Genomic DNA, 20372 nt, shown 5'->3' with positions numbered 1-20372 from the left:
CTCATTTTTTCTTCACACTCAGTTCGGATTTTATAGTTTTTCTTAACTTTACGGCAGTTTCAGGATCTGAGGCAAAGAAGTCATCAATAACAGCTATAATGCGTTGATAGAGGTTTCTTTCATCCCTGCTATACGAAGTTGGAAGATCTTTCTTTGTTGCATAATCGGCATTTATAATTTTCGTTGAGAGGACTGAGATCTTTTTGGTAGCCGTCTCTGTTTGCGATAAAGTCTTTTCGATTGTGCTCTTACGTTCACTATCAAAAATTCCTTGTTCCAATGCCTTTCTTACTTTATTTTCTTCTGTTTGTCTGCGGTGGGCGATTCTTTCCAAATCTTCGGCAATCTTCTCTCTTTTTGCGTCAGAAGTGATCGCACCAGAATTGACCTGAACCTCTAGCTGATTCTGTTCTTCATTGATTTCAGCCAATTTTTTAAGTGCAGAATTTGCTTCAGAAGTACCTCTGCGGTAATTTTTATTGATAGTACGAGCCCATTCACCAAGTATGGAACGCAATTCATTATAGATTTCATTGGGTTCAAAATCATCACGCTGAGAGTTCGGAAGTAAGGCTTCATGCAATATGTGTATTTCACCGGCAAACATTTTGTTTGCGTTTTGCCCCTCTCGCTCGGTTGTTAGGAAGAATTTTGCAAAAGTTGCATTATTTCCAATCAATATATTTCCTTTTCTAAAGCGAATGCCCTGAAGTACTTCATCTGCTATGCTTCCTGAAAAATCGGTAATAGCAAGCCATCCTATATATAGCGGCTTTCCGTCAGAGGCGTTTTGATAAATAAACTCAACATCTCTAACATAATCTGTTTCCTTCGTTCGTGCTTGCAGACCTGTACTCATGCTACGTGAATATAGTTTGTATACCGGTATTTTCCTTGAGCCACGATAAATTTTATAACAAGGTATCGGATAACCTTTTCCCTCAAAAAACTCTTTGATCTTCCGGGCTTGAGAAAAAGCCTGTCCATCAAAGTCTACAGGTGCTGTCTCTGCTAAATATCTAATTACCGAGTTTTCCTCCAATAGTCCCGACTCGGTAGGAACACCAAACATTCTTACTTCAAAATAATGTGCATTGGTTTGTTCATTGAAAAAATCAAATTCGCTGATAGCAGTAAATGTCTCCATTATGCTTGATGTTTCTTTATTAGATTTCTGAAGTAATTGCCTCATTCTAATACAGTCACAAGTCATAATTGTCTTAGTAGACTCACCTGGAGCTGAAGTGATGAATTGCACCTTATCGGCATAAGCCAATCCGCCCAATCGGCCAATGCCCCGAAAGCCACGCTCAACAATTCCATCCTTATCGGAATCGCCTACGCTCAACAGCTTTGTTTCTGCTATTTTGCAAGAAATGCCGAGACCATTATCCTTGATAATAACTTGGTTATCTTTGGGTTCAATATAAATATGTATCTCTGCATTATAATGTTCGAGAACGCCAGCTTTTACTGCTTTATCAATCGAATCGGATGCATTTTGAATATACTCTCTATAGACATGCATAGGATTTGAGTACATGCCTTTGGTAAGTATCTCAAGCAAAAACTTGCCAGCCACAGGTTCTCCCATTATTTGCTGCCTCCTTGGTTATAGGATGGAAAGGGGAACTGAATTTTCAGCAAAGTCTTAAAGACTGGGTGATGAATAATCAAATCTCCTTTTTTAAGCCGTGTCATCATATTAGCATAAACCGTAGGCACAAATTTATAATCTGGACGAGAAACTTCAATCGCGTTTGTGCGCCCATAGACATTTGTACCACAGTTACCTTTAATTCTGTCATGGATTGCACTTCTAAATTGCTCAGCTGAAAACAGAACTACACCTTCCGAACGTCCTCGTTCCGTGATATCCAACAGATTCGCAAGTAGCGGAGAATTCTTGCCTGAGGTGGCTGGAGCATACTTGTTTAGCTCATCCACAAAAATTATGATTTTCTTTGGAACTGACTTCTTACTTTTTCTATTTTCTTGATCAAAATCGCCGTGTTTTAACTCGTAGACAGAACGAATAATATCTCCAAAGACAAGACATTGTAGCTGTTCGGTCAGACCAGCAATATCAACAACCACCATTTCACCCCCGTTGATGTTTTTCACTTCGTCAGACAAGTATACCTGATGCTGTTCCTTTGAGCTAGATTTTGAATTGATAAAGATATCATCATTGATTGAATTGTTAATTAACCTGCTGAATCTTCGCCATGACTGTACAGGGATTTCCTTAGAGGTATTTCCCTTGTTAACAAACTCTTTTAACTTGTCCTTGAAATCGCCCCAACTCATATTACCGGAAAATTGCGGTGCGGTTTCGATAAAACTAAGAATAGATTCAATCGTCCAGTTAGGATCATCAACATTAGAAAACAGCATTTCAACCTTGCTTATATCATGCTCGAATGTATAAATAAAATTTGATGCCTGTCCCTCTTCAAACTGCTCCATCAAATAATCAACAGACAGAGCTGTATTTGCATAATGCTTATCCTTATGTTTTCTGTATGGATAAAGGTACTTTACATTTTCAAAAGGTTCACATGGAATTTGCATGTCATCCCAATCTTTCTTTTGAGCTTCGGTAATTTTTGCGTTGGGCTGATGAATGTGCAATAAGTCATCACCCTTTACATTCATTACGATAATTGCTACATCGTCCTTGCATTTGTATTGAATTGCCTTTAATAAGAACATTACATAGCTAGTTTTTGTAGCTAACCCTGAGATACCGGATATATTTATGTGAGCACCCTCAGGACCAATTAAAAAGTCTCCGTTGTACTTAATTGGCACCGAAACATTATTGCCAGCTTTCATGAGTCCCGCAGGTATCGCGGTTTTATCATCAATAGTATCAAGTCCAAGAGCAATCTGTATATCTTCAATGTCAGCCGTATAGACAGGCACCCCTTCAAAAACAGGCATAAAATTCTCTTTTGTATTATGAATCACCGACACTTTTGCGTACGAGAGTGAAAGTCTTCTGGTAAGCGGCATAGTTTCAACATTCCCAAAATCAGAGGATACGTAGTTGCTGATATGTCCCATCCCATCAGTGATGTGCAAAATATCTTGTACGACACCATAGGTAACGGAGTCATCAGCTTTGTTAACAACCTTTACTATATCAAAAGGGCTCAGAATGGTATCATCAGAGAGCCAAAACTGAAATTCATCACAAGACGAGGGATATTTCTCAGTGGCTGAAACTTTACCAATCAATTTACTTACGCTCATTTGTAAACCTCCTATCTAAAGTCACGTTTGAAGTTATTTATAAAAACAAGATCACTTTCAAAAGATGATTTAATCAGTGCCTCGGTTAAATAAACAGGGTATAAATGACTTGACCAACGCTCGTCTCGTCCGTAACAAGTAGGAGAACCCTCGTTTAAAATGGACAGCGATATATTATCGACAACGGAGCTATGTAAGCCCTCTTCATCTTCCACTAGGGCCATCTTTTCCAATTTGACAATCCCCTCTAATGGGTTAGACACTCTGTCTTTAGGACGTATACGAAGATACCAACATCCAAATTTTCTACCTCTTGAATTGATTTTCAGGAACACAGGCGTTCGTTCTCCATGCTCAAGTTTCAATAACTCAGCACCAATTTGAGTACCACCACGTCGAGCTTTCCCGGATGTTGGCAACATTGGGTCAAAACTTTTAGATACCCCTACTACATTGTAAAATAAGTCTGCAAAATCCGGCTTCCCAGTATCTTGCCGAATAAATTGTAGCGGACCATCAACTATGAGCATCTGGTCTGGTTCCAAGGCTCCAGAGTGAACCATACTCTCCAAAATATCAATTTCCATACTGTGCATGATGGTATTCGCTTTGGCAATGGCTGCATTTACCGGAACATTATCTTTTTGATGATCAAACTTATATTGCACGACTTCCAGATTAAGATTACGTGCAACTTCAGTTTTTATAATTCTCTGGCGAATTTCTTCAAAATCAACTTCATTCATTCTGGAACTAAGTAACAGCAAGTTCTTTCTGTACACAGCTTGATGTGACTGTATTTTTCTAGATTGATTTCTCTCAGTACAACCTGCTCTGACTTGCGCTACAACAACTGGGAAGATTTCTCTTCCATTTAACACCATATCCCCGATTTTATATGTACGTCTTGAACCATCCATAAAATAGGAAAAACTGGAATATTGTCTATCTTCAAAGTTAAGATTTATTCGTCTCTTTTTCCTTAATTTATCCGTTTCATAAGGCTCATCCATTTCTTTTATTTCGTCGCCCTGATCCTGATATGGCTCTTGATAATAATGGTCGAGGTCAAGGTTCTCATTATGATATAGCGTTATTTTCCGTCTATAGAAAATCTCGTTTAGTGTGGGCATTGCATGACCTCCATAATTGAGCTATCTATTTGAACTCATGATGCGTAATTTGATCTCCAATTTTGAGTCCAAGTCACTATCTAATGTTAACAAAAAAAAATCGTCAGAACAGAGTATCTGAGGAAGTTGTGCAACATTTAATATGGTTTGAATCAACTCACTTTAGCATGTTCTGTTTTCTTTCTGAAGTCTGTAACACACTATCCTTATTTGCCTAATATTACTGTTCTTATATATATATAATTATTCAAACATTATATGCCAAAATGCGAACAAAATCAACAATATCCATCCAGCAGTGTATGCTTAAGTTACCACACAAAAATATACATTAAAATGATTAATATTGTAAAATAATATACATGCATGGTATTATATGTAAAAAGTTGTATCAAAAAAGTTACTTACTTTAAAAGGAGAGACAGATGTTTTGTAGAGAATGTGGTAAAGAAATTAGTAATGAAGCAGTTATATGTGTCCGTTGTGGAGTACCTACAGATGTGAATCAAACAGATGCTGTAACGAGGATGTTGTTGCCGGTTGGCAGATCTGCATATGCTATTGCTGCCGGCTACTTAGGTCTTGTTTCTGTCTTATTGGTACCTGCACCGTTTGCAATAATCTTCGGTGTTCTTGCTATTAGAGATATTAAGAAAAATAAAAACAAACATGGTATACCAAGATCGATATTTGGAATAACGCTGGGTGCGTTATTTACAGTATTCTATTCATATTTATTTTTATTTTCGTCTTAATATATTGCTTAATTAGAAAAATGGATAATTGTATGATAATTTGCATATCCGGTTATGGAAAATTTCCTATGCTTTGGAACAATATGATGTCAAAATGGTGTCAAACTAAAATTATCACGCAAATATTTAGAGAAAATATAAAACCCTCAAAGCCTTTTGACTTGAGGGTTTTAATGTTGGCGCGCCCGGCAGAGATCGAATCCACAACCTTTTGGTCCGTAGCCAAACGCTCTATCCAATTGAGCTACGGGCGCACGCTCCACACGTGAAATTCACGGTGCACTAAATATATTAATACATATCCGGGAAAAATGCAACAGTTTGTTTTATTTGCCAACTGAAAATGCGTTAGCATTAGGCATTTAGGAAAAAAGACAGCTCACATTATTCACCGGCTGAAAAACAACTTAAACATAATGTCCCTGCTGTAGTTTCCAAAGCCCTTTCCAAACAAGGTCACACCTCCGGCATTTATTGCGTCAGGCAGGACGGCTATTCTGAAAGTCCAGTATTTCTGGCGGATATCCAAAGTGGAAAGAGATATATCGGAAACCTTCAAGCCATCAATGTAGGTTCCGGAGTGATTTATGCGTATGGCCTTGAAAAGGCCGTATTGCCCCACTTGCAGGCTCCACCATTCCGGGGTGTATTTTCCCCTGCTGTAGCCGAAATCACCCGGGCTGGTCCAAAAACCAAGCTTATGGTCATTCAGGAAAAAGGTTATGTCCGAAGGCCAGTTGTTGTTTACACCGGGAGCTTCAGAGCCGAGTTCCATTGATATTTCCAGTTCTTCCGGCTGCTGGACCGACAGCAGAAAGTTAGGGATTCTGTATTCCACATACCCTTCCGTAAACCAAAGAATGCCGGCATTTACCCTTTCAGGGTTCAGGAAGTACCTGGGATCGTCAAATTGCCCTATAACCTTTTCCGGAGTGGCGATACCGCAGGTGGGAGTAGCTCTGAAATCGGAGTAATGCCCTATGGGCATGGAAAATTCATGATAATTTCTTATATTAGCCTGCTTGACCGGGAAGGCGATTTCAATGGAATCCACAGCCAGGTGGCAGAGCTTTTGCACGGAACCATCAATGCTTTTGCGTTCACTCCTGATAATGCCGGCCCCTTCAAGCTTCCTAACATGCATTGTCACAATAGCGCTGCTCAGGCCCAGATGCTGTGCCAACTGCTTGATATTTAAAGGATTTTCGGCCAGCAGGTTTATTATCTTAATTCGTACGTCACTGCCCAGGGCTTCATAAACCGGCAGCCATTTTTCTGATATATCCGTTTTCATCAAAGTTTGCTCCTCTATAAGAATTAATATAAGTATAAATAACCTCTGAGGGTTTGTAAATAGCTGAACTTTGTGGAATTGACCTATTAGTATTGACAGGGTGGGGGTTGAAGGATATTATATAGTTATTAACAATACGATTACTTAATTAATAAAAACATTAATTTGTCGGGAGGTAAACTAATGAACAATGCCAGAATGATACTCAATAAGGATTACATCATAGGTGAGGTGGATAAAAGAATATACGGCTCATTTATAGAACACCTGGGAAGGGCGGTTTACGGGGGGATATATGAACCGGACCATCCTACAGCGGATAAATATGGTTTTCGGCAGGATGTGGCAGAGCTGGTGAGAGAGCTGCAGGTCCCCATAGTAAGATATCCCGGAGGAAATTTCGTATCAGGCTACAACTGGGAGGACGGAGTAGGGCCTGTCGCAAACCGGCCAAGAAGGACGGAGTTGGCCTGGACTACTGTTGAAACCAACCACGTAGGTACTGATGAATTCTGTACCTGGGCCAGGGAGGTAGGCGCCGAGGTAATGATGGCTGTCAATCTGGGAACCAGGGGGGCTGATGCGGCCAGAAACCTGGTAGAGTACTGCAACCATCCCCAAGGAACCTACTGGAGTGACTTAAGAAAAGCACACGGCTACAGCCAGCCCCACAATATAAAGACCTGGTGCCTGGGCAATGAAATGGACGGTTCCTGGCAAATAGGTTCAAAAACTGCCGAGGAATACGGCAGACTGGCTTGTGAGACTGCCAAGGTCATGAAATGGGTTGATCCGTCAATTGAACTTGTAGCCTGCGGAAGTTCAGGCAGCGGCATGCCTACCTTTCCCCAATGGGAGGCAACAGTTCTGGAACACACCTACGAACATGTTGACTATATATCACTTCATACCTACTATGGAAATCGTGACAATGACACGGCAAACTTTCTTGCAAGGTCAATGGACATGGATGCCTTCATCAAGTCCGTTATTTCCACCTGTGATTATGTAAAAGCAAAAAAACGCAGCAAGAAAAACATAAACCTTTCTTTTGACGAATGGAATGTGTGGTTCCACTCAAATGATGCGGATAAAAAGCTTGAGAGATGGTCAGTTGCCCCGCACCAGTTGGAGGATGAATATAATTTTGAAGACGCTTTGATGGTGGGAAGCATGCTTATTACGCTGCTGAAAAACGCGGACCGGGTAAAACTGGCCTGCCTGGCACAGCTTGTCAATGTTATTGCGCCCATTATGACTGAAAACAACGGAGCTGCATGGAAACAGACCATTTACTATCCGTTCATGCATACTTCCGTATTTGCCAGGGGCACGGTTTTAAATGCCACTGTCAAAGCACCTTTGCATGATACAAAGGAATTTACCGATGTACCTTATATTGATGCTGCCGCAGTTATCAGCCAGGATGAAAAGGAGCTTACAATACTAGCTGTTAACAAAAACCTGGAGGAAAGCATCAATCTGGAGATAGAACTCAACGGCCTGGGCAATTTCCGGGTTCTGGAGCACATAGTAATGGACCACCCTGATCTCAAGGCCGTAAACACAAGGCAGAAGCCTTTCAATGTGGCACCTGCTCCGGGAGGCAACGCGGCAATGGAGGATGGAAAGGTTAAGGCAGGACTTAACAGACAGTCCTGGAATGTTATAAGATTGGAAAAACTGGCTTAATTTATAATCATTATGGTCAAAAAGCCCGGTGCGTCTGCACCAGGCTTTTTGACCTGCACCTGTTCCTGTTTTTGATAATATTATTACTAAAACAATTGCTGTATAATAGAATATATAAGCAGAGTAAACGCGGAAATATATTGTATTTATCATATATATCGGGGGTCCCATGAAACATATCTTTATTATAAATCCGGCGGCAGGCAAGGGCAAATCCGTGGAGCTGGTTCCATTTATACAGGAATACTTCAAAGCCAGAGAACAGGAGGAGCTGCTTATTGAAGTGACCCGGTATCCCGGGCATGCGGCGGAAGTTGCACGGAAACATTCTGAAGCCGGCCCCTGCCGGATATACTCCATCGGAGGAGATGGTACGGTAAATGAAATTGTCAACGGAATGGCAGGGTCGTCATCTGCCCTTGGCGTTATACCAACCGGTTCCGGAAATGATTTTATACGCAGCCTGCATTCGGAGACAGATGTAAAAACGGTTATAACCCGCACAATCGAAGGAATGGAGAAAAGCATAGACCTTGCAAGGGTAAATGATAAATATTTTATAAACATAGCATCCATAGGTTTTGATGCAAATGTTGTGTACAATGCGGAATTATTCAAGAAAAAGCCCGGAATTACCGGCAGCATGGCATACCTTCTTTCCATCATATACACTGTTTTCAAACACAGGATTTGCAGCATAGAAGTTGACATTGACGGAGAAAAGACCGCCATGAATGCCTTGCTGGTGGCTGTTGCCAACGGCAGATACTATGGCGGGGGGATTATGCCCGCACCTGAAGCCCAGCTTGACGACGGGCTGCTGGATGTGTGCCTGGTAAGTGAGGTAAGCCGTCTGAAGATACTGAGTCTGTTCCCAAAGTATATTAAAGGGCGGCATGGAGTTATAAAGCAGGTAAGCTTTAAAAAATGCAAAAAAGTTAAAATTCTGAGTGAAACAGAGTTCAGTCTGAATATTGACGGGGAAATATTAACCGCCAAATGCGCCGATTTTGAAATAATCCAGTCGGGCATAAGGGTTATCCTGCCCTGCTAGGCTTTTCACGCCGGCAGCAGGGTTCAAGCTATATGCAAAAATCAAAAGATAGAAGGAAGAATGGCATGAAAATAATACATACGGGAGACTGGCATATAGGCAAGATTGTAAATGATTTCAGCATGCTGGAAGATCAGAAGTATATATTGGAGCAGCTTATATCGGTTGTAGAACAGGAGAAGCCGGATGCCCTGGTAATTGCAGGAGATATATTTGACAGGAGCATACCGCCCGTGGAGGCGGTGGAACTGGTAGACGAGATTTTTTACAGGCTGCTCATGGAAATGCAGGTGCCCATCCTGGCTATTGCGGGCAATCATGACAGTGCGGAACGACTTTCCTTTGCCAACAGGATTCTCACAAACAACGGATTACACATACAGGGGACCTTTGACGGCAATATATCCTGCATATCGCTGGAGGATTCCTTCGGACCTGTAAATTTCTATCTTGTGCCCTATACCGACCCAAGGAACATACGTCACATATATAAGGACGATCAGATATGCACCCATGACCAGGCGGCAAAAAAAATAATAGAAAAGATAGGACAGGTTTTTGCTCCGAAACAGAGGAATGTAATGGTCACCCATGGCTATATTACACGGCTGGGCGGCCCGGCGGAGTACATCAGCGACTCGGAGAGGCCTTTAAGCATCGGGGGGACGGATTTTGTCAGCTCGGATTATTTCAGCATTTTCAACTATACGGCGCTGGGGCATCTTCATGCGCCGCAAAAGGCCGGTTATGATAATGTAAGATATTCCGGCTCACTTCTCAAATACTCTTTTTCTGAGGTAAACCATAAAAAAGGCATAACCGTTGCAGAACTGGATCAGAAGGGAAATGCGGCTGCAAGACACATAGAGCTTGTTCCCAGAAGAGATATGAGAATAATAAAAGGGCCTGTAAATGAACTTATAAGCCCTGAGGTATATAAGAGTGCAAATACTGAGGACTACATATATGCAATTATAACAGATAAGGGTGAACTGATTGACCCCATGTCAAAGCTGAGAGCGGTATATCCCAATGTCATGGGGCTCTCAAGAGAAGGCGGAGGCCCCAGGGAAGGGTCAAAAACCTCCGCCTCTCAGGGCTATAAATCAAAATCAAAACTGGAGCTCTTCAGGGAATTTTATAATTCCATTCAGGGAGAAACCTTGGGAGAGGAAGCGGAAAAGGTTATTGCAAGAATAATAGGAGAAGTTGAAAAGGAAGGAGTATAGCGGCAAAAGCTGTACGGAAGGTTGTTAAAATGAAACCGTTGAAACTGACTATGAGTGCCTTTGGCCCCTATGCCAAAGAGCAGCACATTGATTTTACCCTTCTGCAGGAGCAGATATTTGTTATTTCAGGCCCTACAGGAGCAGGCAAGACCACCATATTTGATGCCATCAGCTTTGCCTTGTTCGGAGAGGCCTCAGGCAGCAGCAGGGACAGGGACAGCCTCAGAAGCGATTTTGCTTCTTCGGACACTGAAACATATGTTGAACTGGAATTTGAACTCAGAGGGCTGTGCTACAAAATAAAGAGAGCTCCCCAACAGGAGCAAAAAAAACAGAGGGGGGAAGGGTATACGGTCAGAAATGCCGATGCTGAACTCCTGCTTCCTGACGGTGCACTTATAACTAAAATTGCGAATGTTGATGAAAAGATTAATGAGCTGCTGGGGATAAACAAAGCTCAGTTCAAACAGATTGTCATGCTGCCCCAGGGTGAGTTCAGAAAGCTTCTGGAGGCTGACAGCGCCGACAGAGAATTGATATTCAGGAAAATTTTCGGAACGGAGGGCTTTGCTGAAATCCAAAGAAGGCTGGAGGATGAGAGCAGAGAGCTGTACAAGGCTGTGCACGATATACAGACACAGCTTGAAACCCACATCAGACATGTGGATTCAGGCGGAAACCAAAGCCTGGAAGAGGCCAGACAGGCTAAAGCTGTAAATCTTGAGCTTTTTATTGAGCTGCTTGAAAATGAATCCTTAAATGACAAAAACAGAATGAGTAAAATCGGTGCGGAGCTGGCTTTGAACACTGAGAAGCTGGGAACTCTGAAAGAGGACATTGTTAAAAAGCAGGAAAACAACAAAAAGCTTGAAGCCAGGGAGCGCTTAAGGCTTGACTATGCCACTGCCCTGGAGGGCGCTCTGGAGTATGTACACAAAGAAACTGCCCTTCAGTATTCCCGAAAGGCCTTGGCCATAGCAGAGGTGGATGAACAACTGAAAAAGGCCAGGAATGGCATCGAAGCAAAAACAGCCCAGTTGGAACAGGCCGGACAGACGGCCCGGGAAAAAAGCCGGGAGTTTGAAGCTGTAAAGCTGGCCTTGTCGTCTCAAAAGGAAAAAGAGCCGGACAGAAAAAAGTATGAAACCCAATTGGCATTGATAAATAGCATGCTTCCAAAGGTGATACAGTACGACAGGTGCATCGGAGCTCTGGAGGCTGCAAAAATAAAAAGCAGCAGCGCAAAGCAGCAGCTTGAACAGGCGGAGGACAGGCTGAAATATGAAAAGACAAGCTTCCGGGAACAGGAAGGTATTCTGAGAAAGCTGTATGCCGCCGAGGCTGAAGATGTCCGCCTGGAAAAAGAAATAGCCTACAATAAAAAGCTTTTGACAGAACTGGATGGCATTAAAAAGCTGATTGAAGCCTATTTTCAACAGGACAGCGGTTACAATAGCAAAAAGCAGGACTTTGAAAGCTTCGATCATGAATTTGTCACGTTCAGAAGCCGGCTTGAAAAGGAAGAGGACAACTATTTGCGTGCACAGGCCGGACTGATGGCCAAAACCCTTAAAAAAGGCCATCCATGCCCTGTATGCGGTTCAACAGCCCATCCCGGGCCTGCACAGCTACCTGAGAATATAACAGATGAGGAAGAGCTGAAAAAAATAAAAAGGCAATTTGCAGCTTTAAATGAAGAGAGAAGCGAAAAGCTGAAGGCGCTGTCGGAGCTCAATGGAAATCTGGAAAGCAGAAAAGTGGAGATACGAAACAGGCTGCTGGCGTTGGAAGCCGGTACTCTGCCAGCCTTTGTCCATGAAGCCGCGGTCCGGGAGGAGAATGCTTCGGAGCAGGATGCCGTAAGGCCGGGAAATAAGGGAAAAGTACAACTTTCGGGTTTGTTTCAGGAAATACGGGAGGAAATAAATAAAAAAGGTATTGCGCTTAAGGCCGTGACAGTGGCTCTGATAGCCTCACATAAGGAAACGGTGGAGTTTGTGGGGAAAAAGGAAGCACTGGAAAAAGCCTGTAAGGAAACAGAAGAAAATATTAAAAGGCTTGAGGAGCAGCTTAAGGTGCTGGGAGAAAAAAGGGCGGCGGCAGATGAAGAGCAGACCCGTGCACAAGCTGAGGCCGGCAGCATTGAAAAGGAGGTTCCTCCGGAACTTCGCTCTGAGGCAAAGCTGAATGCGGCTTCCGTGGATATAAGGCTCTGCATTGCAGATATGGAAAAAGCCTTAAAAAATGCCGAACGCGTCCTGGAAGAGTCAGGTCTGTCTTTGAACCATGCTGAAAAGCAGCTTGCGGTAATAAGCACCTCCTTGAAGGAAAGTGAAGAGGAAAAGGTGTATCTGGAGGAACAACTCCAGGAAAGACTTAAAGCTGCAGGGTTTGCGGATTATTCCCATTTTGCGTCCATGAAAAAAACCCAGCAGGAAATAGACTATTTGCAGGAGGATATCAAGGCGTATTATCAGAAGCTTAATTCCCTGAAGGATATGCTGGCCCGACTTGAAGAGGAGACAGGGAATATGGGCCTGGAGGATGTGGCCGGACTTGAGCAGGAATACGGCAGGCAGCTTGAAGAGCAGGGCAGGCTGCAGGAACAGCAGAATATAGTTTTTTCAAGGTATACAAATAATACAAAGACCCTCCTGCAGCTTGAAAAAATTGCTGACAGGCTGCAGCAGCTCGAACTGAAATATAATACCATAGGAGAGCTTTCAAAAATAGCCAGGGGGGAGAACGCCCAGAGGCTGACCTTTGAAAGGTATGTCCTGGCTGCATACTTTGATGAAATAATCACGGCGGCCAACCTGCGTTTGGAGAAAATGACAGGCTCAAGGTACTATCTGAGAAGAAAAGAGGAAAAAGGAAAGGGAAGGGCGCAGCAAGGGCTCGAACTTGAGGTTTACGACAATTACACAGGAAAGTCCAGGCATGTGAAAACCCTGTCAGGGGGAGAGGGCTTTAAAGCCTCCCTGGCACTGGCGCTGGGGCTTGCAGATGTTGTACAGGCCTATTCGGGAGGCATCAGCCTTGACACCCTGTTTATTGATGAAGGGTTTGGCTCTCTTGACCCGGAATCTCTGGACAGTGCCGTCCAGTGCCTTATAGACATACAAAAGACAGGCCGGCTGGTAGGTGTTATATCCCATGTTTCCGAGTTAAAGGAGAGAATAAAGTCTGTTTTAGAGATAATTTCTAAAAAAGAGGGAAGTTTTGCGATTTTTACCGTATAATTAAACTGATAGTCAAGTACTCAAGTACAAGACACCAAATTATTCGGAGGATGGGAGTAACGCTATGGGAAAAAATTCAATACTTATCAAAAATGAAGTCGAAGCAAATAAATTCGCTGCTACAGTGATGATATACACTAATATTTTTGCAATTATGGTTTACATACTCAATGCGGTGGGAATTTTTATAGCCAATAAATCAATAATGACAGTTGCAATGGCGCTTGCAGTATTCCTTCTTACAATCCCCTTCATCATAGTCAGGGGGTTCAAAAAACAGGAGGGCTGGGTAAAATATGTGACAGTTTCATCTGCTATATTGATGGTAGGAATATTAAGCGCCCTGTTAAGCTATCATACAGTGGTAATGTACGCCTTTCCCCTGGCGGTTGCAAGTTTGTTTTTTTCCAGAAGGCTTAGCTGGTTTACAGCAGTTGGTTCAATAATAGTCCTTAATGTTTCACAGCTTCTCACCATTCCCCTGGGAGGTATTCCGGATCACAATCTTGAGGATATTTACAGTACCATTGTTTATGGAATGGCCCCGAGAACCATACAGCTTGTAATATTGTCCGTCATATTTATTGTATTGTCAACGAGGACGCACCGGATGCTGAGCAATATAATGGGTGCCGAAGAGCAGCAGGAAATGCTTGATAAGATGGTGAAGGTGACGCAGAAAACCACAGATGTTTCCACAGAGCTGGCTCAATCGGTAAGCAGCCTTTCTCTGATGACTGAAAGTACCACCAAGGCAAATGAATCTATTGCAGATAAGACCTCCAGAATTGCAGAAGGCTCCAAAATGTCAATAAGAAACATGGAGGAGGCAACTGCTGCTGTAACTAATATGGCTTCCGGGATAAACAAGATATCTGAGGAAGGCTTGCAACTGTCCCAACTGTCTGAACAAATCCGGGAGCTGTCCGAAGACAGTGTCAGGGTAATGAAGGCTGCGGTGGAAGAAATGAATGCCATAGCAACAGCTACAAGACAGAGCAAGGAAACCATAGCAAAGTTGGAAACCAGGTCAGGTGAAATTTCAAAATTTGTTGAAGTGATTACCGATATATCGGAGCAGACAAACCTGCTGGCACTGAATGCTTCCATAGAATCTGCAAGAGCGGGGGAACAGGGCAGGGGCTTTGCTGTGGTGGCCCAGGAGATAAGAAATCTGGCAGAAGGCTCACAGAAGGCCGCCAAAGATATTGCCACACTTATCAAAGAGATAATGGAAGACACCGAAAATGCGGTAAAAGCAATGGATACAGGAACAGACAGGGTGGATAACGGCCTTTCAACTATTGATGCCGCCAGAAACTCATTTATACGCGTGGCAGATGCAAACAATCTGATGAATGAAAAGCTTGCCACAGTCAGCAATGATACAAGGGATGTGGTGGAATACAGCCATAAGGTAGTCCACATGGTTACAGAGGTCAAGGATATAAATACAGGTACCCTTAATGACCTGGAGCAGATTGCAATGGCCAGTGAGGAGCTTGTGGCTTCAATGCAGGAACTGGATTCATCTGTAGAAAGTATTGAAAGCATGTCCAAAGAATTAGTGGAGGTAGCAAAGTAAAAATTTTCAACTATTTGACTTTATAGATTTCATTAAGATATAATTTGTTTATGAAAATTTAATAATTTGAGTGTCGGTTGCTTAAGAGATTAAGCACTAAGAGGGAATCTGGGTGAAAATCCCCAACAGTCCTGCTGCCGTGATGACGGAGAAGGTCTCGGAAGGTTTACAGCAAAAATATTTAAACCTGAGAACCACTGAGCAATATAGCTTGGGAAGGTGAGAGCCAACAATGATGTCTAAGTCGGAAGACCTGCCGGTATTGTCTGCATACGCCAATATGCAGAGTGCTATGACTTCACAGAGTATGAAGTGTGTAGTTTGTCAAAAAGAGAAGCTGCCGTGCATTTATGCTGATGTTTTTCTTTTTACAAATAAAACCTTTTTCTTAAGAACATAGAGGTTTTATTTTTTTTGAAAATATTATTACATCACAACCCGGCAGGAGTTGAGGGTAAAGGCAAGGTCCGATTATGAACAGTTATATTTTAAAAGATGGCAGAAAACTCAAGTGCGGTTATACTACCGGAAGCTGTGCAGCCGGTGCGGCAAAGGCATGCGCCGAAATGCTTTTGTCGGGCAGCCCTGTTGCTGAGGTTGCTGTGAATACTCCGTCAGGCAGCAGTCTGTCTTTGCAGGTTGAAGCAGTAGTACTGCAGCAGGAATGGGTCAGTTGCGCCGTAACAAAAGATGCCGGTGATGATCCGGATATTACACATGGAATAAGAATATTTGCAAAAGTCCAAAAGACTGACGGCGGAATAGCGCTGGAAGGCGGAAAAGGTGTGGGGCGGGTTACCAGAAAAGGCCTTGCCTGTGCCGTAGGTGAAGCAGCCATTAATCCTGTGCCCAGAAAAATGATATGTGAAGCCTTGCTTGAAACTGCACAAAAGTACCGCTATGAAGGCGGGTTTTCTGTTCTCATATCGGCGGAAAACGGTGAGGAAATCGGCAGGAAAACCTTTAATCCCCGCCTTGGTATAACAGGCGGAATATCCATATTAGGCACCAGCGGTATTGTTGAACCAATGAGTGAGAAAGCACTTATAGATACCATTCATCTGGAGATTGACAGCAGGGTGGAGGAAGCAGCCGGCACACAGGTTCTGCTGGTAACTCCGGGCAACTACGGCAGGGATTTTACCATTCGTCAATTGGGCCTGGATACGGAAAAAGGCATCAAATGCTCCAATTTTATTGGGGAAACCATAGACTATGCCGTTTACCGGAACATTTCCAACATACTGCTCATAGGACACGCGGGAAAGCTGTGCAAAATAGCAGGGGGTATAATGAACACTCATTCCAGGACTGCAGACTGCAGGTGTGAAATATTTGCGGCACATGCGGCACTGTCAGGTGCATCCGCAGAACTGGCGGGTAATATTATGGAAGCGGCAACTACCGAGGAGATAGACGGATTGCTGAAGGAGGCCGGACTGGCGGAAAAGGTATACGGCAGCCTTATGTCAAAACTGGAATACCATTTGAACCTGAGAGCTTCAGGAAAATCCAGAGTGGAAGCAATCATGTTTACAGGCAGGGAGGCCTGCTGCCAGACGCCGGGAGCGGCCAGGCTGGTGCAAATGCTGAGGGAGGCGGAGATGCCGCCGGCATAGGGAGGAGTATACAATGAATGGAATATTATATGGAGTGGGAATAGGACCCGGAAATCCCAAAATGCTGACTTTGCAGGCCGTGGAAACTCTTCAGGCTGCGGATGTCATAGCCATACCTGATACCAGCGGTGAGAAAACCGCACTGAATATAGTCAGGTCGTATATAGAAAATAAAGAGCTGCTGTTTTGCCCCATGCCAATGAGCAGAGACCTGGACGTGGTTGAAAAAGCGCACAGGACAAGCTGCGGCTTGCTGGAAAAAGAGCTGGACAAAGGCAGGAGGGTGGCCTTTATAACTCTGGGTGATCCCACTATTTACTCTACATATATGTATATCAATAAAATCATTTCCGGCAAGGGCTACAGAACTGAAATAATACCCGGCATTCCCTCTTTCTGTGCAACAGCCGGGGCGCTGAACATAGCTCTCTGCGACAGGGACGAAGCCTTGCACATAATACCTGCGTCCTATGACTTTACCCATGAGCTTATGGCGCTTAAAGGGACAAAGGTACTTATGAAAAGCGGACGGAGTATTGGCAGGATCAAGGAACAGCTTAAGGAAATGAAGCTTTACCATAAGGCTCAAATGGTGGAGTGCTGCAGCATGGACGATGAAAAAATTTATAAAAGCCTTGATGAAGTATCGGAGGCTTCAAGCTATTTTTCAACGATTATTATCAAGGAATAATTAACAATAGAGGGATGAACTTATGGTGACATTTGTAGGGGCAGGGCCCGGAGCGGCCGATCTGATAACTGTCAGGGGCAGAAACTTACTTGAAAAGGCCGACATATTAATATATGCCGGATCCCTGGTAAATGCGGAGCATCTCAAGTATACGAAACAGGGCTGCAGGATTTACAACAGCGCAAATATGACACTGGAACAGGTTATAGAGGTCATGGAAGCGGGGGTTGCCGAAGGTCTGAGCATTGTCAGACTGCACACGGGAGATCCCAGCATATATGGAGCAATCCGGGAACAAATGGATTTGCTGGCGGAAAAGGGGATAGAGTATTCTGTGGTTCCGGGAGTGAGCTCCTTTTGTGGAGCTGCAGCGGCGCTCAAAGCCGAATTCACGCTGCCCCAGGTAAGCCAGACCGTGATACTGACCAGAATGGAAGGACGTACACCGGTGCCTGAAAGAGAGGCAATATCAAAGCTTGCGGTTCATCAGGCATCAATGGCCGTTTTCCTGAGTTCATCCATGCTGGACAGGCTGTGTGAGGAACTTATGGCCGGCGGATATAAAACGGATACTCCTGCTGCCATAGTATATAAGGCAACCTGGGAGGATGAAAAAATCGTGCATACCAGAGTTGGAGAGCTTGCTGCCGCCGCAAGGGAAAATGGCATAAGAAAAACTGCACTTATACTGGTAGGAGATTTTCTGGGCGGCGAATATGACAGGTCAAAGCTTTATGATCCCTCCTTCAGCCACGAATTCAGAGAGGGTGCGGAGTGATATGAAAGTAAAACTCATTTCATTTACCCAAGCAGGCGGAATATTGTGCCGGAGGCTGCAGCGGGAGCTTAACCTCCTGGGCTTTGAAGCTGAGGGCTGCTGCAAATATGCCGTACCGGAACTAAAGCTTTTGACGGAGACAATAGGGACATACACTAAAAGAGCCTTTGAAAACGGCGAGGCAATGGTGTTTATCGGCGCGGCCGGTATAGCCGTAAGGGCAATTGCCCCCAACATCAGGTCAAAAGACTGTGACCCGCCGGTTCTGGTCATTGATGAAAAGGGGAAGTATGTCATACCTATTCTGTCAGGACACCTGGGCGGTGCCAACAGGCTGGCAGTACGCATGGCCAAAATCCTGTCTGCGGAGCCCGTAATAACCACTGCTACGGATATAGGCGGGAAATTTGCTGTTGACGTGTGGGCACAAGACATAGGCTGCCATATAGCCAACGTGGAGAATATCAGGCACATATCGGCGGCTGTGTTGAGGGAGGAAGTCATAGGCCTATATTCGGAATTTCCTGTTGAGGGACATGTTCCGGCTTTCCTGTGTGAATCGGATAAGCCCGCGGCAGGCATATGCATTTCCGCAAGGTACAAGCAATGCTTTACTCATACCCTGCACCTTATACCCAGGCAGTATGTGCTGGGAATCGGCTGCAGGAAGGACACCCCCTATGAAGATATGCTGGATTTCGTAAATAGCCTTCTGGACAGGCAGGGCATACAGCCCTTCCAGTTGTGTGCCGTTGCCTCCATTGATCTAAAGGCCCGGGAAAAGGCTCTGCTGCAGCTTTCCAAATATTTTAAAGTACCCTTTTGCACCTTTTCCCCACAGGAGCTCTCACAGGTGCCAGGCTGCTTTACAAAATCTGATTTTGTAGAAAAGACTACAGGCGTTGACAATGTATGTGAACGTGCGGCAGTAAAGGCGGGGAATGGAAGCCTTATAACCGGAAAGTGCAGTCACAGGGGAATAACTGCTGCAATAGCAATAAATGAATGGAGATGCAGATTTGAAAATACTACTGGCATATTTGGATCATAAAACCTCAGCCATAGAGGTGCGCGAAAGGTTCAGTTTTACAGAAGAAAGAAAAAGGGAGCTTCTCAGGGAGCTTGTACAGGATACAAGGATTTCGGGAGCCGTGCTGCTCACCACCTGCAACCGTACAGAGCTTTATATAACCGCAGGTGACCCGCAGGTAAAGCCTGCAAACATATTGTGCAGGTATTCCGGCTGCATGGACGAAATGGAACAATTCCCATTTAATATGGAGGAGGATGACGCTGCGGTTCTTCACCTTATGGAAGTGGCATGCGGTCTGCATTCCATGGTTTTGTGCGAGGATCAGATAATAACGCAGGTCAGTCAGGCCATTCAGACTTCGAGAGAGGAAAAGGCTGCGGATGCAGTTCTGGAAACAGTTTTCAGACTGGCAGTAACTGCTGCCAAAAGGGCCAAGACCCAGGTCAGGGTAAAGGCTGTTCCCGGGTCTGCTGCGGAAAGTGCGGTGAATTACCTTTCGGAGAGGTGCAGGCTGGAGGGAAAAAGAGTCCTGGTGATAGGCAACGGTGAGACAGGACGTATGTGCTGCAGGGAGCTGCTTGAACGCGGAGCCCGTGTGACGGTGACCTTGCGGAAGCACAAATACGGAGATACCCTGGTACCCTTTGGCTGCGGGACTGTGGAATATGACCGGAGAGCCCGGCAGCTTTCAGAGTCGGATATTGTTATAAGTGCCACACTGAGTCCCCACTATACCATTACCTGTGACATGCTGGAGGGTATGGGAAAAAAGCCGGAATATTTTGTGGATTTGGCTCTTCCAAGGGATATACAGCCTGAAGTGGAGAATTTTGAAGGGGTAAAATGCTTTAACCTGGATGATTTCTGTAAGGACTATGAAATATTTAATCTGGGAGAAATAGAACAAATAAGGCAAATAATCCAGGAGCATCTGCTCAGGTACTTAAAGTGGAAAAGCTTTGCAGAATGCCCCACTGCACCGTAAAAAGCGGAGAAATACTAAAACAGT

At 44.1% G+C, this 20372-nt stretch carries 15 protein-coding genes, 1 tRNA gene and 1 riboswitch; of the genes, 11 read left to right on the top strand and 5 right to left on the bottom strand.

Annotated elements, in window-relative coordinates; all coding sequences use genetic code 11:
* Position 1: 1 nt before the first annotated feature.
* The 3 genes from CLHUN_RS03350 to CLHUN_RS03340 are packed head-to-tail and all read right to left on the bottom strand — an operon-like array spanning position 2 to position 4391.
* The gene (locus CLHUN_RS03350) at positions 2 to 1594 is read right to left on the bottom strand and encodes an ATP-binding protein (protein WP_080063146.1); all 1593 of its coding nucleotides are present in this window, start codon (positions 1592 to 1594) and stop codon (positions 2 to 4) included.
* Positions 1594 to 3258 (bottom strand): ATP-binding protein, encoded by a 1665-nt coding sequence (locus CLHUN_RS03345; RefSeq protein WP_080063145.1) that lies wholly within the window; start codon positions 3256 to 3258, stop codon positions 1594 to 1596. The genes CLHUN_RS03350 and CLHUN_RS03345 overlap by 1 nt, the downstream gene beginning before the upstream one ends.
* Positions 3259 to 3269: 11 nt before the next feature.
* On the bottom strand, positions 3270 to 4391 hold the full coding sequence (locus tag CLHUN_RS03340; RefSeq protein WP_080063144.1) for a hypothetical protein: 1122 nt from the start codon (positions 4389 to 4391) through the stop codon (positions 3270 to 3272).
* A gap of 425 nt (positions 4392 to 4816) precedes the next feature.
* Here CLHUN_RS03340 and CLHUN_RS03335 point away from each other — a divergent pair, with 425 nt between their 5' ends.
* Positions 4817 to 5146 carry a DUF4190 domain-containing protein gene (locus CLHUN_RS03335; protein WP_080063143.1) on the top strand — a complete coding sequence of 110 codons (330 nt, stop codon included), beginning with the start codon at positions 4817 to 4819 and terminating at the stop codon, positions 5144 to 5146.
* A gap of 177 nt (positions 5147 to 5323) precedes the next feature.
* Here CLHUN_RS03335 and CLHUN_RS03330 read toward each other — a convergent pair.
* Both CLHUN_RS03330 and CLHUN_RS03325 read right to left on the bottom strand, forming a co-directional pair.
* Positions 5324 to 5400 (bottom strand) — tRNA-Arg (locus tag CLHUN_RS03330).
* A gap of 134 nt (positions 5401 to 5534) precedes the next feature.
* Positions 5535 to 6440 carry an ArsR/SmtB family transcription factor gene (locus CLHUN_RS03325; RefSeq protein WP_080063142.1) on the bottom strand — a complete coding sequence of 302 codons (906 nt, stop codon included), beginning with the start codon at positions 6438 to 6440 and terminating at the stop codon, positions 5535 to 5537.
* A 183-nt stretch (positions 6441 to 6623) separates the two neighbouring features.
* On the opposite strand from CLHUN_RS03325, the gene arfA reads away from it, so the two are divergent.
* The 10 genes from arfA to hemA all read left to right on the top strand — a co-directional run bounded on the left by arfA (position 6624) and on the right by hemA (position 20348).
* Positions 6624 to 8132 carry an arabinosylfuranosidase ArfA gene (arfA, locus tag CLHUN_RS03320; RefSeq protein WP_080063141.1) on the top strand — a complete coding sequence of 503 codons (1509 nt, stop codon included), beginning with the start codon at positions 6624 to 6626 and terminating at the stop codon, positions 8130 to 8132.
* Between the two features lie 169 nt (positions 8133 to 8301).
* Positions 8302 to 9186, top strand: coding sequence for a diacylglycerol/lipid kinase family protein (locus CLHUN_RS03315; RefSeq protein WP_080063140.1), 885 nt, complete (start codon positions 8302 to 8304; stop codon positions 9184 to 9186).
* A gap of 65 nt (positions 9187 to 9251) precedes the next feature.
* The gene (locus tag CLHUN_RS03310; protein WP_080063139.1) at positions 9252 to 10415 is read left to right on the top strand and encodes an exonuclease SbcCD subunit D; all 1164 of its coding nucleotides are present in this window, start codon (positions 9252 to 9254) and stop codon (positions 10413 to 10415) included.
* 29 nt (positions 10416 to 10444) lie between these two features.
* Positions 10445 to 13657 carry an AAA family ATPase gene (locus tag CLHUN_RS03305; protein WP_080063138.1) on the top strand — a complete coding sequence of 1071 codons (3213 nt, stop codon included), beginning with the start codon at positions 10445 to 10447 and terminating at the stop codon, positions 13655 to 13657.
* 64 nt (positions 13658 to 13721) lie between these two features.
* Positions 13722 to 15242, top strand: a complete 1521-nt coding sequence (locus CLHUN_RS03300; RefSeq protein ID WP_080063137.1) for a methyl-accepting chemotaxis protein — start codon at positions 13722 to 13724, stop codon at positions 15240 to 15242.
* A 57-nt stretch (positions 15243 to 15299) separates the two neighbouring features.
* Positions 15300 to 15517, top strand: a riboswitch (cobalamin riboswitch).
* 198 nt (positions 15518 to 15715) lie between these two features.
* The gene (gene cbiD / locus CLHUN_RS03295) at positions 15716 to 16861 is read left to right on the top strand and encodes a cobalt-precorrin-5B (C(1))-methyltransferase CbiD (protein WP_080063136.1); all 1146 of its coding nucleotides are present in this window, start codon (positions 15716 to 15718) and stop codon (positions 16859 to 16861) included.
* Between the two features lie 13 nt (positions 16862 to 16874).
* On the top strand, positions 16875 to 17552 hold the full coding sequence (gene cobI, locus CLHUN_RS03290; protein WP_080063135.1) for a precorrin-2 C(20)-methyltransferase: 678 nt from the start codon (positions 16875 to 16877) through the stop codon (positions 17550 to 17552).
* A gap of 22 nt (positions 17553 to 17574) precedes the next feature.
* Positions 17575 to 18330, top strand: a complete 756-nt coding sequence (gene cobM / locus CLHUN_RS03285) for a precorrin-4 C(11)-methyltransferase (RefSeq protein ID WP_080063134.1) — start codon at positions 17575 to 17577, stop codon at positions 18328 to 18330.
* Between the two features lies 1 nt (position 18331).
* Positions 18332 to 19381 carry a cobalt-precorrin 5A hydrolase gene (locus CLHUN_RS03280; RefSeq protein ID WP_080063133.1) on the top strand — a complete coding sequence of 350 codons (1050 nt, stop codon included), beginning with the start codon at positions 18332 to 18334 and terminating at the stop codon, positions 19379 to 19381.
* Positions 19350 to 20348, top strand: coding sequence for a glutamyl-tRNA reductase (gene hemA / locus CLHUN_RS03275; protein ID WP_080063132.1), 999 nt, complete (start codon positions 19350 to 19352; stop codon positions 20346 to 20348). The genes CLHUN_RS03280 and hemA overlap by 32 nt, the downstream gene beginning before the upstream one ends.
* Positions 20349 to 20372 lie beyond the last annotated feature (24 nt).

It is taken from the genome of Ruminiclostridium hungatei, from assembly GCF_002051585.1.
Lineage (GTDB): Bacteria > Bacillota > Clostridia > Acetivibrionales > DSM-1351 > Ruminiclostridium > Ruminiclostridium hungatei.
The sequence above is the reverse complement of the archived record's forward strand: the minus strand, read 5'-3'. Positions and strand labels throughout refer to the sequence as shown.

Excerpts from the sequence above, each read along its gene's own strand:
- CLHUN_RS03305 (WP_080063138.1), top strand. The coding sequence starts at position 10,445 with ATGAAACCGTTGAAACTGACTATGAGTGCCTTTGGCCCCTATGCCAAA.
- CLHUN_RS03340 (WP_080063144.1), bottom strand. The coding sequence starts at position 4,391 with ATGCCCACACTAAACGAGATTTTCTATAGACGGAAAATAACGCTATAT.
- cobI (WP_080063135.1), top strand. The coding sequence starts at position 16,875 with ATGAATGGAATATTATATGGAGTGGGAATAGGACCCGGAAATCCCAAA.
- CLHUN_RS03325 (WP_080063142.1), bottom strand. The coding sequence starts at position 6,440 with ATGAAAACGGATATATCAGAAAAATGGCTGCCGGTTTATGAAGCCCTG.
- CLHUN_RS03345 (WP_080063145.1), bottom strand. The coding sequence starts at position 3,258 with ATGAGCGTAAGTAAATTGATTGGTAAAGTTTCAGCCACTGAGAAATAT.
- CLHUN_RS03300 (WP_080063137.1), top strand. The coding sequence starts at position 13,722 with ATGGGAAAAAATTCAATACTTATCAAAAATGAAGTCGAAGCAAATAAA.
- cbiD (WP_080063136.1), top strand. The coding sequence starts at position 15,716 with ATGAACAGTTATATTTTAAAAGATGGCAGAAAACTCAAGTGCGGTTAT.
- CLHUN_RS03310 (WP_080063139.1), top strand. The coding sequence starts at position 9,252 with ATGAAAATAATACATACGGGAGACTGGCATATAGGCAAGATTGTAAAT.
- CLHUN_RS03315 (WP_080063140.1), top strand. The coding sequence starts at position 8,302 with ATGAAACATATCTTTATTATAAATCCGGCGGCAGGCAAGGGCAAATCC.
- arfA (WP_080063141.1), top strand. The coding sequence starts at position 6,624 with ATGAACAATGCCAGAATGATACTCAATAAGGATTACATCATAGGTGAG.
- CLHUN_RS03350 (WP_080063146.1), bottom strand. The coding sequence starts at position 1,594 with ATGGGAGAACCTGTGGCTGGCAAGTTTTTGCTTGAGATACTTACCAAA.
- CLHUN_RS03280 (WP_080063133.1), top strand. The coding sequence starts at position 18,332 with ATGAAAGTAAAACTCATTTCATTTACCCAAGCAGGCGGAATATTGTGC.
- CLHUN_RS03335 (WP_080063143.1), top strand. The coding sequence starts at position 4,817 with ATGTTTTGTAGAGAATGTGGTAAAGAAATTAGTAATGAAGCAGTTATA.
- cobM (WP_080063134.1), top strand. The coding sequence starts at position 17,575 with ATGGTGACATTTGTAGGGGCAGGGCCCGGAGCGGCCGATCTGATAACT.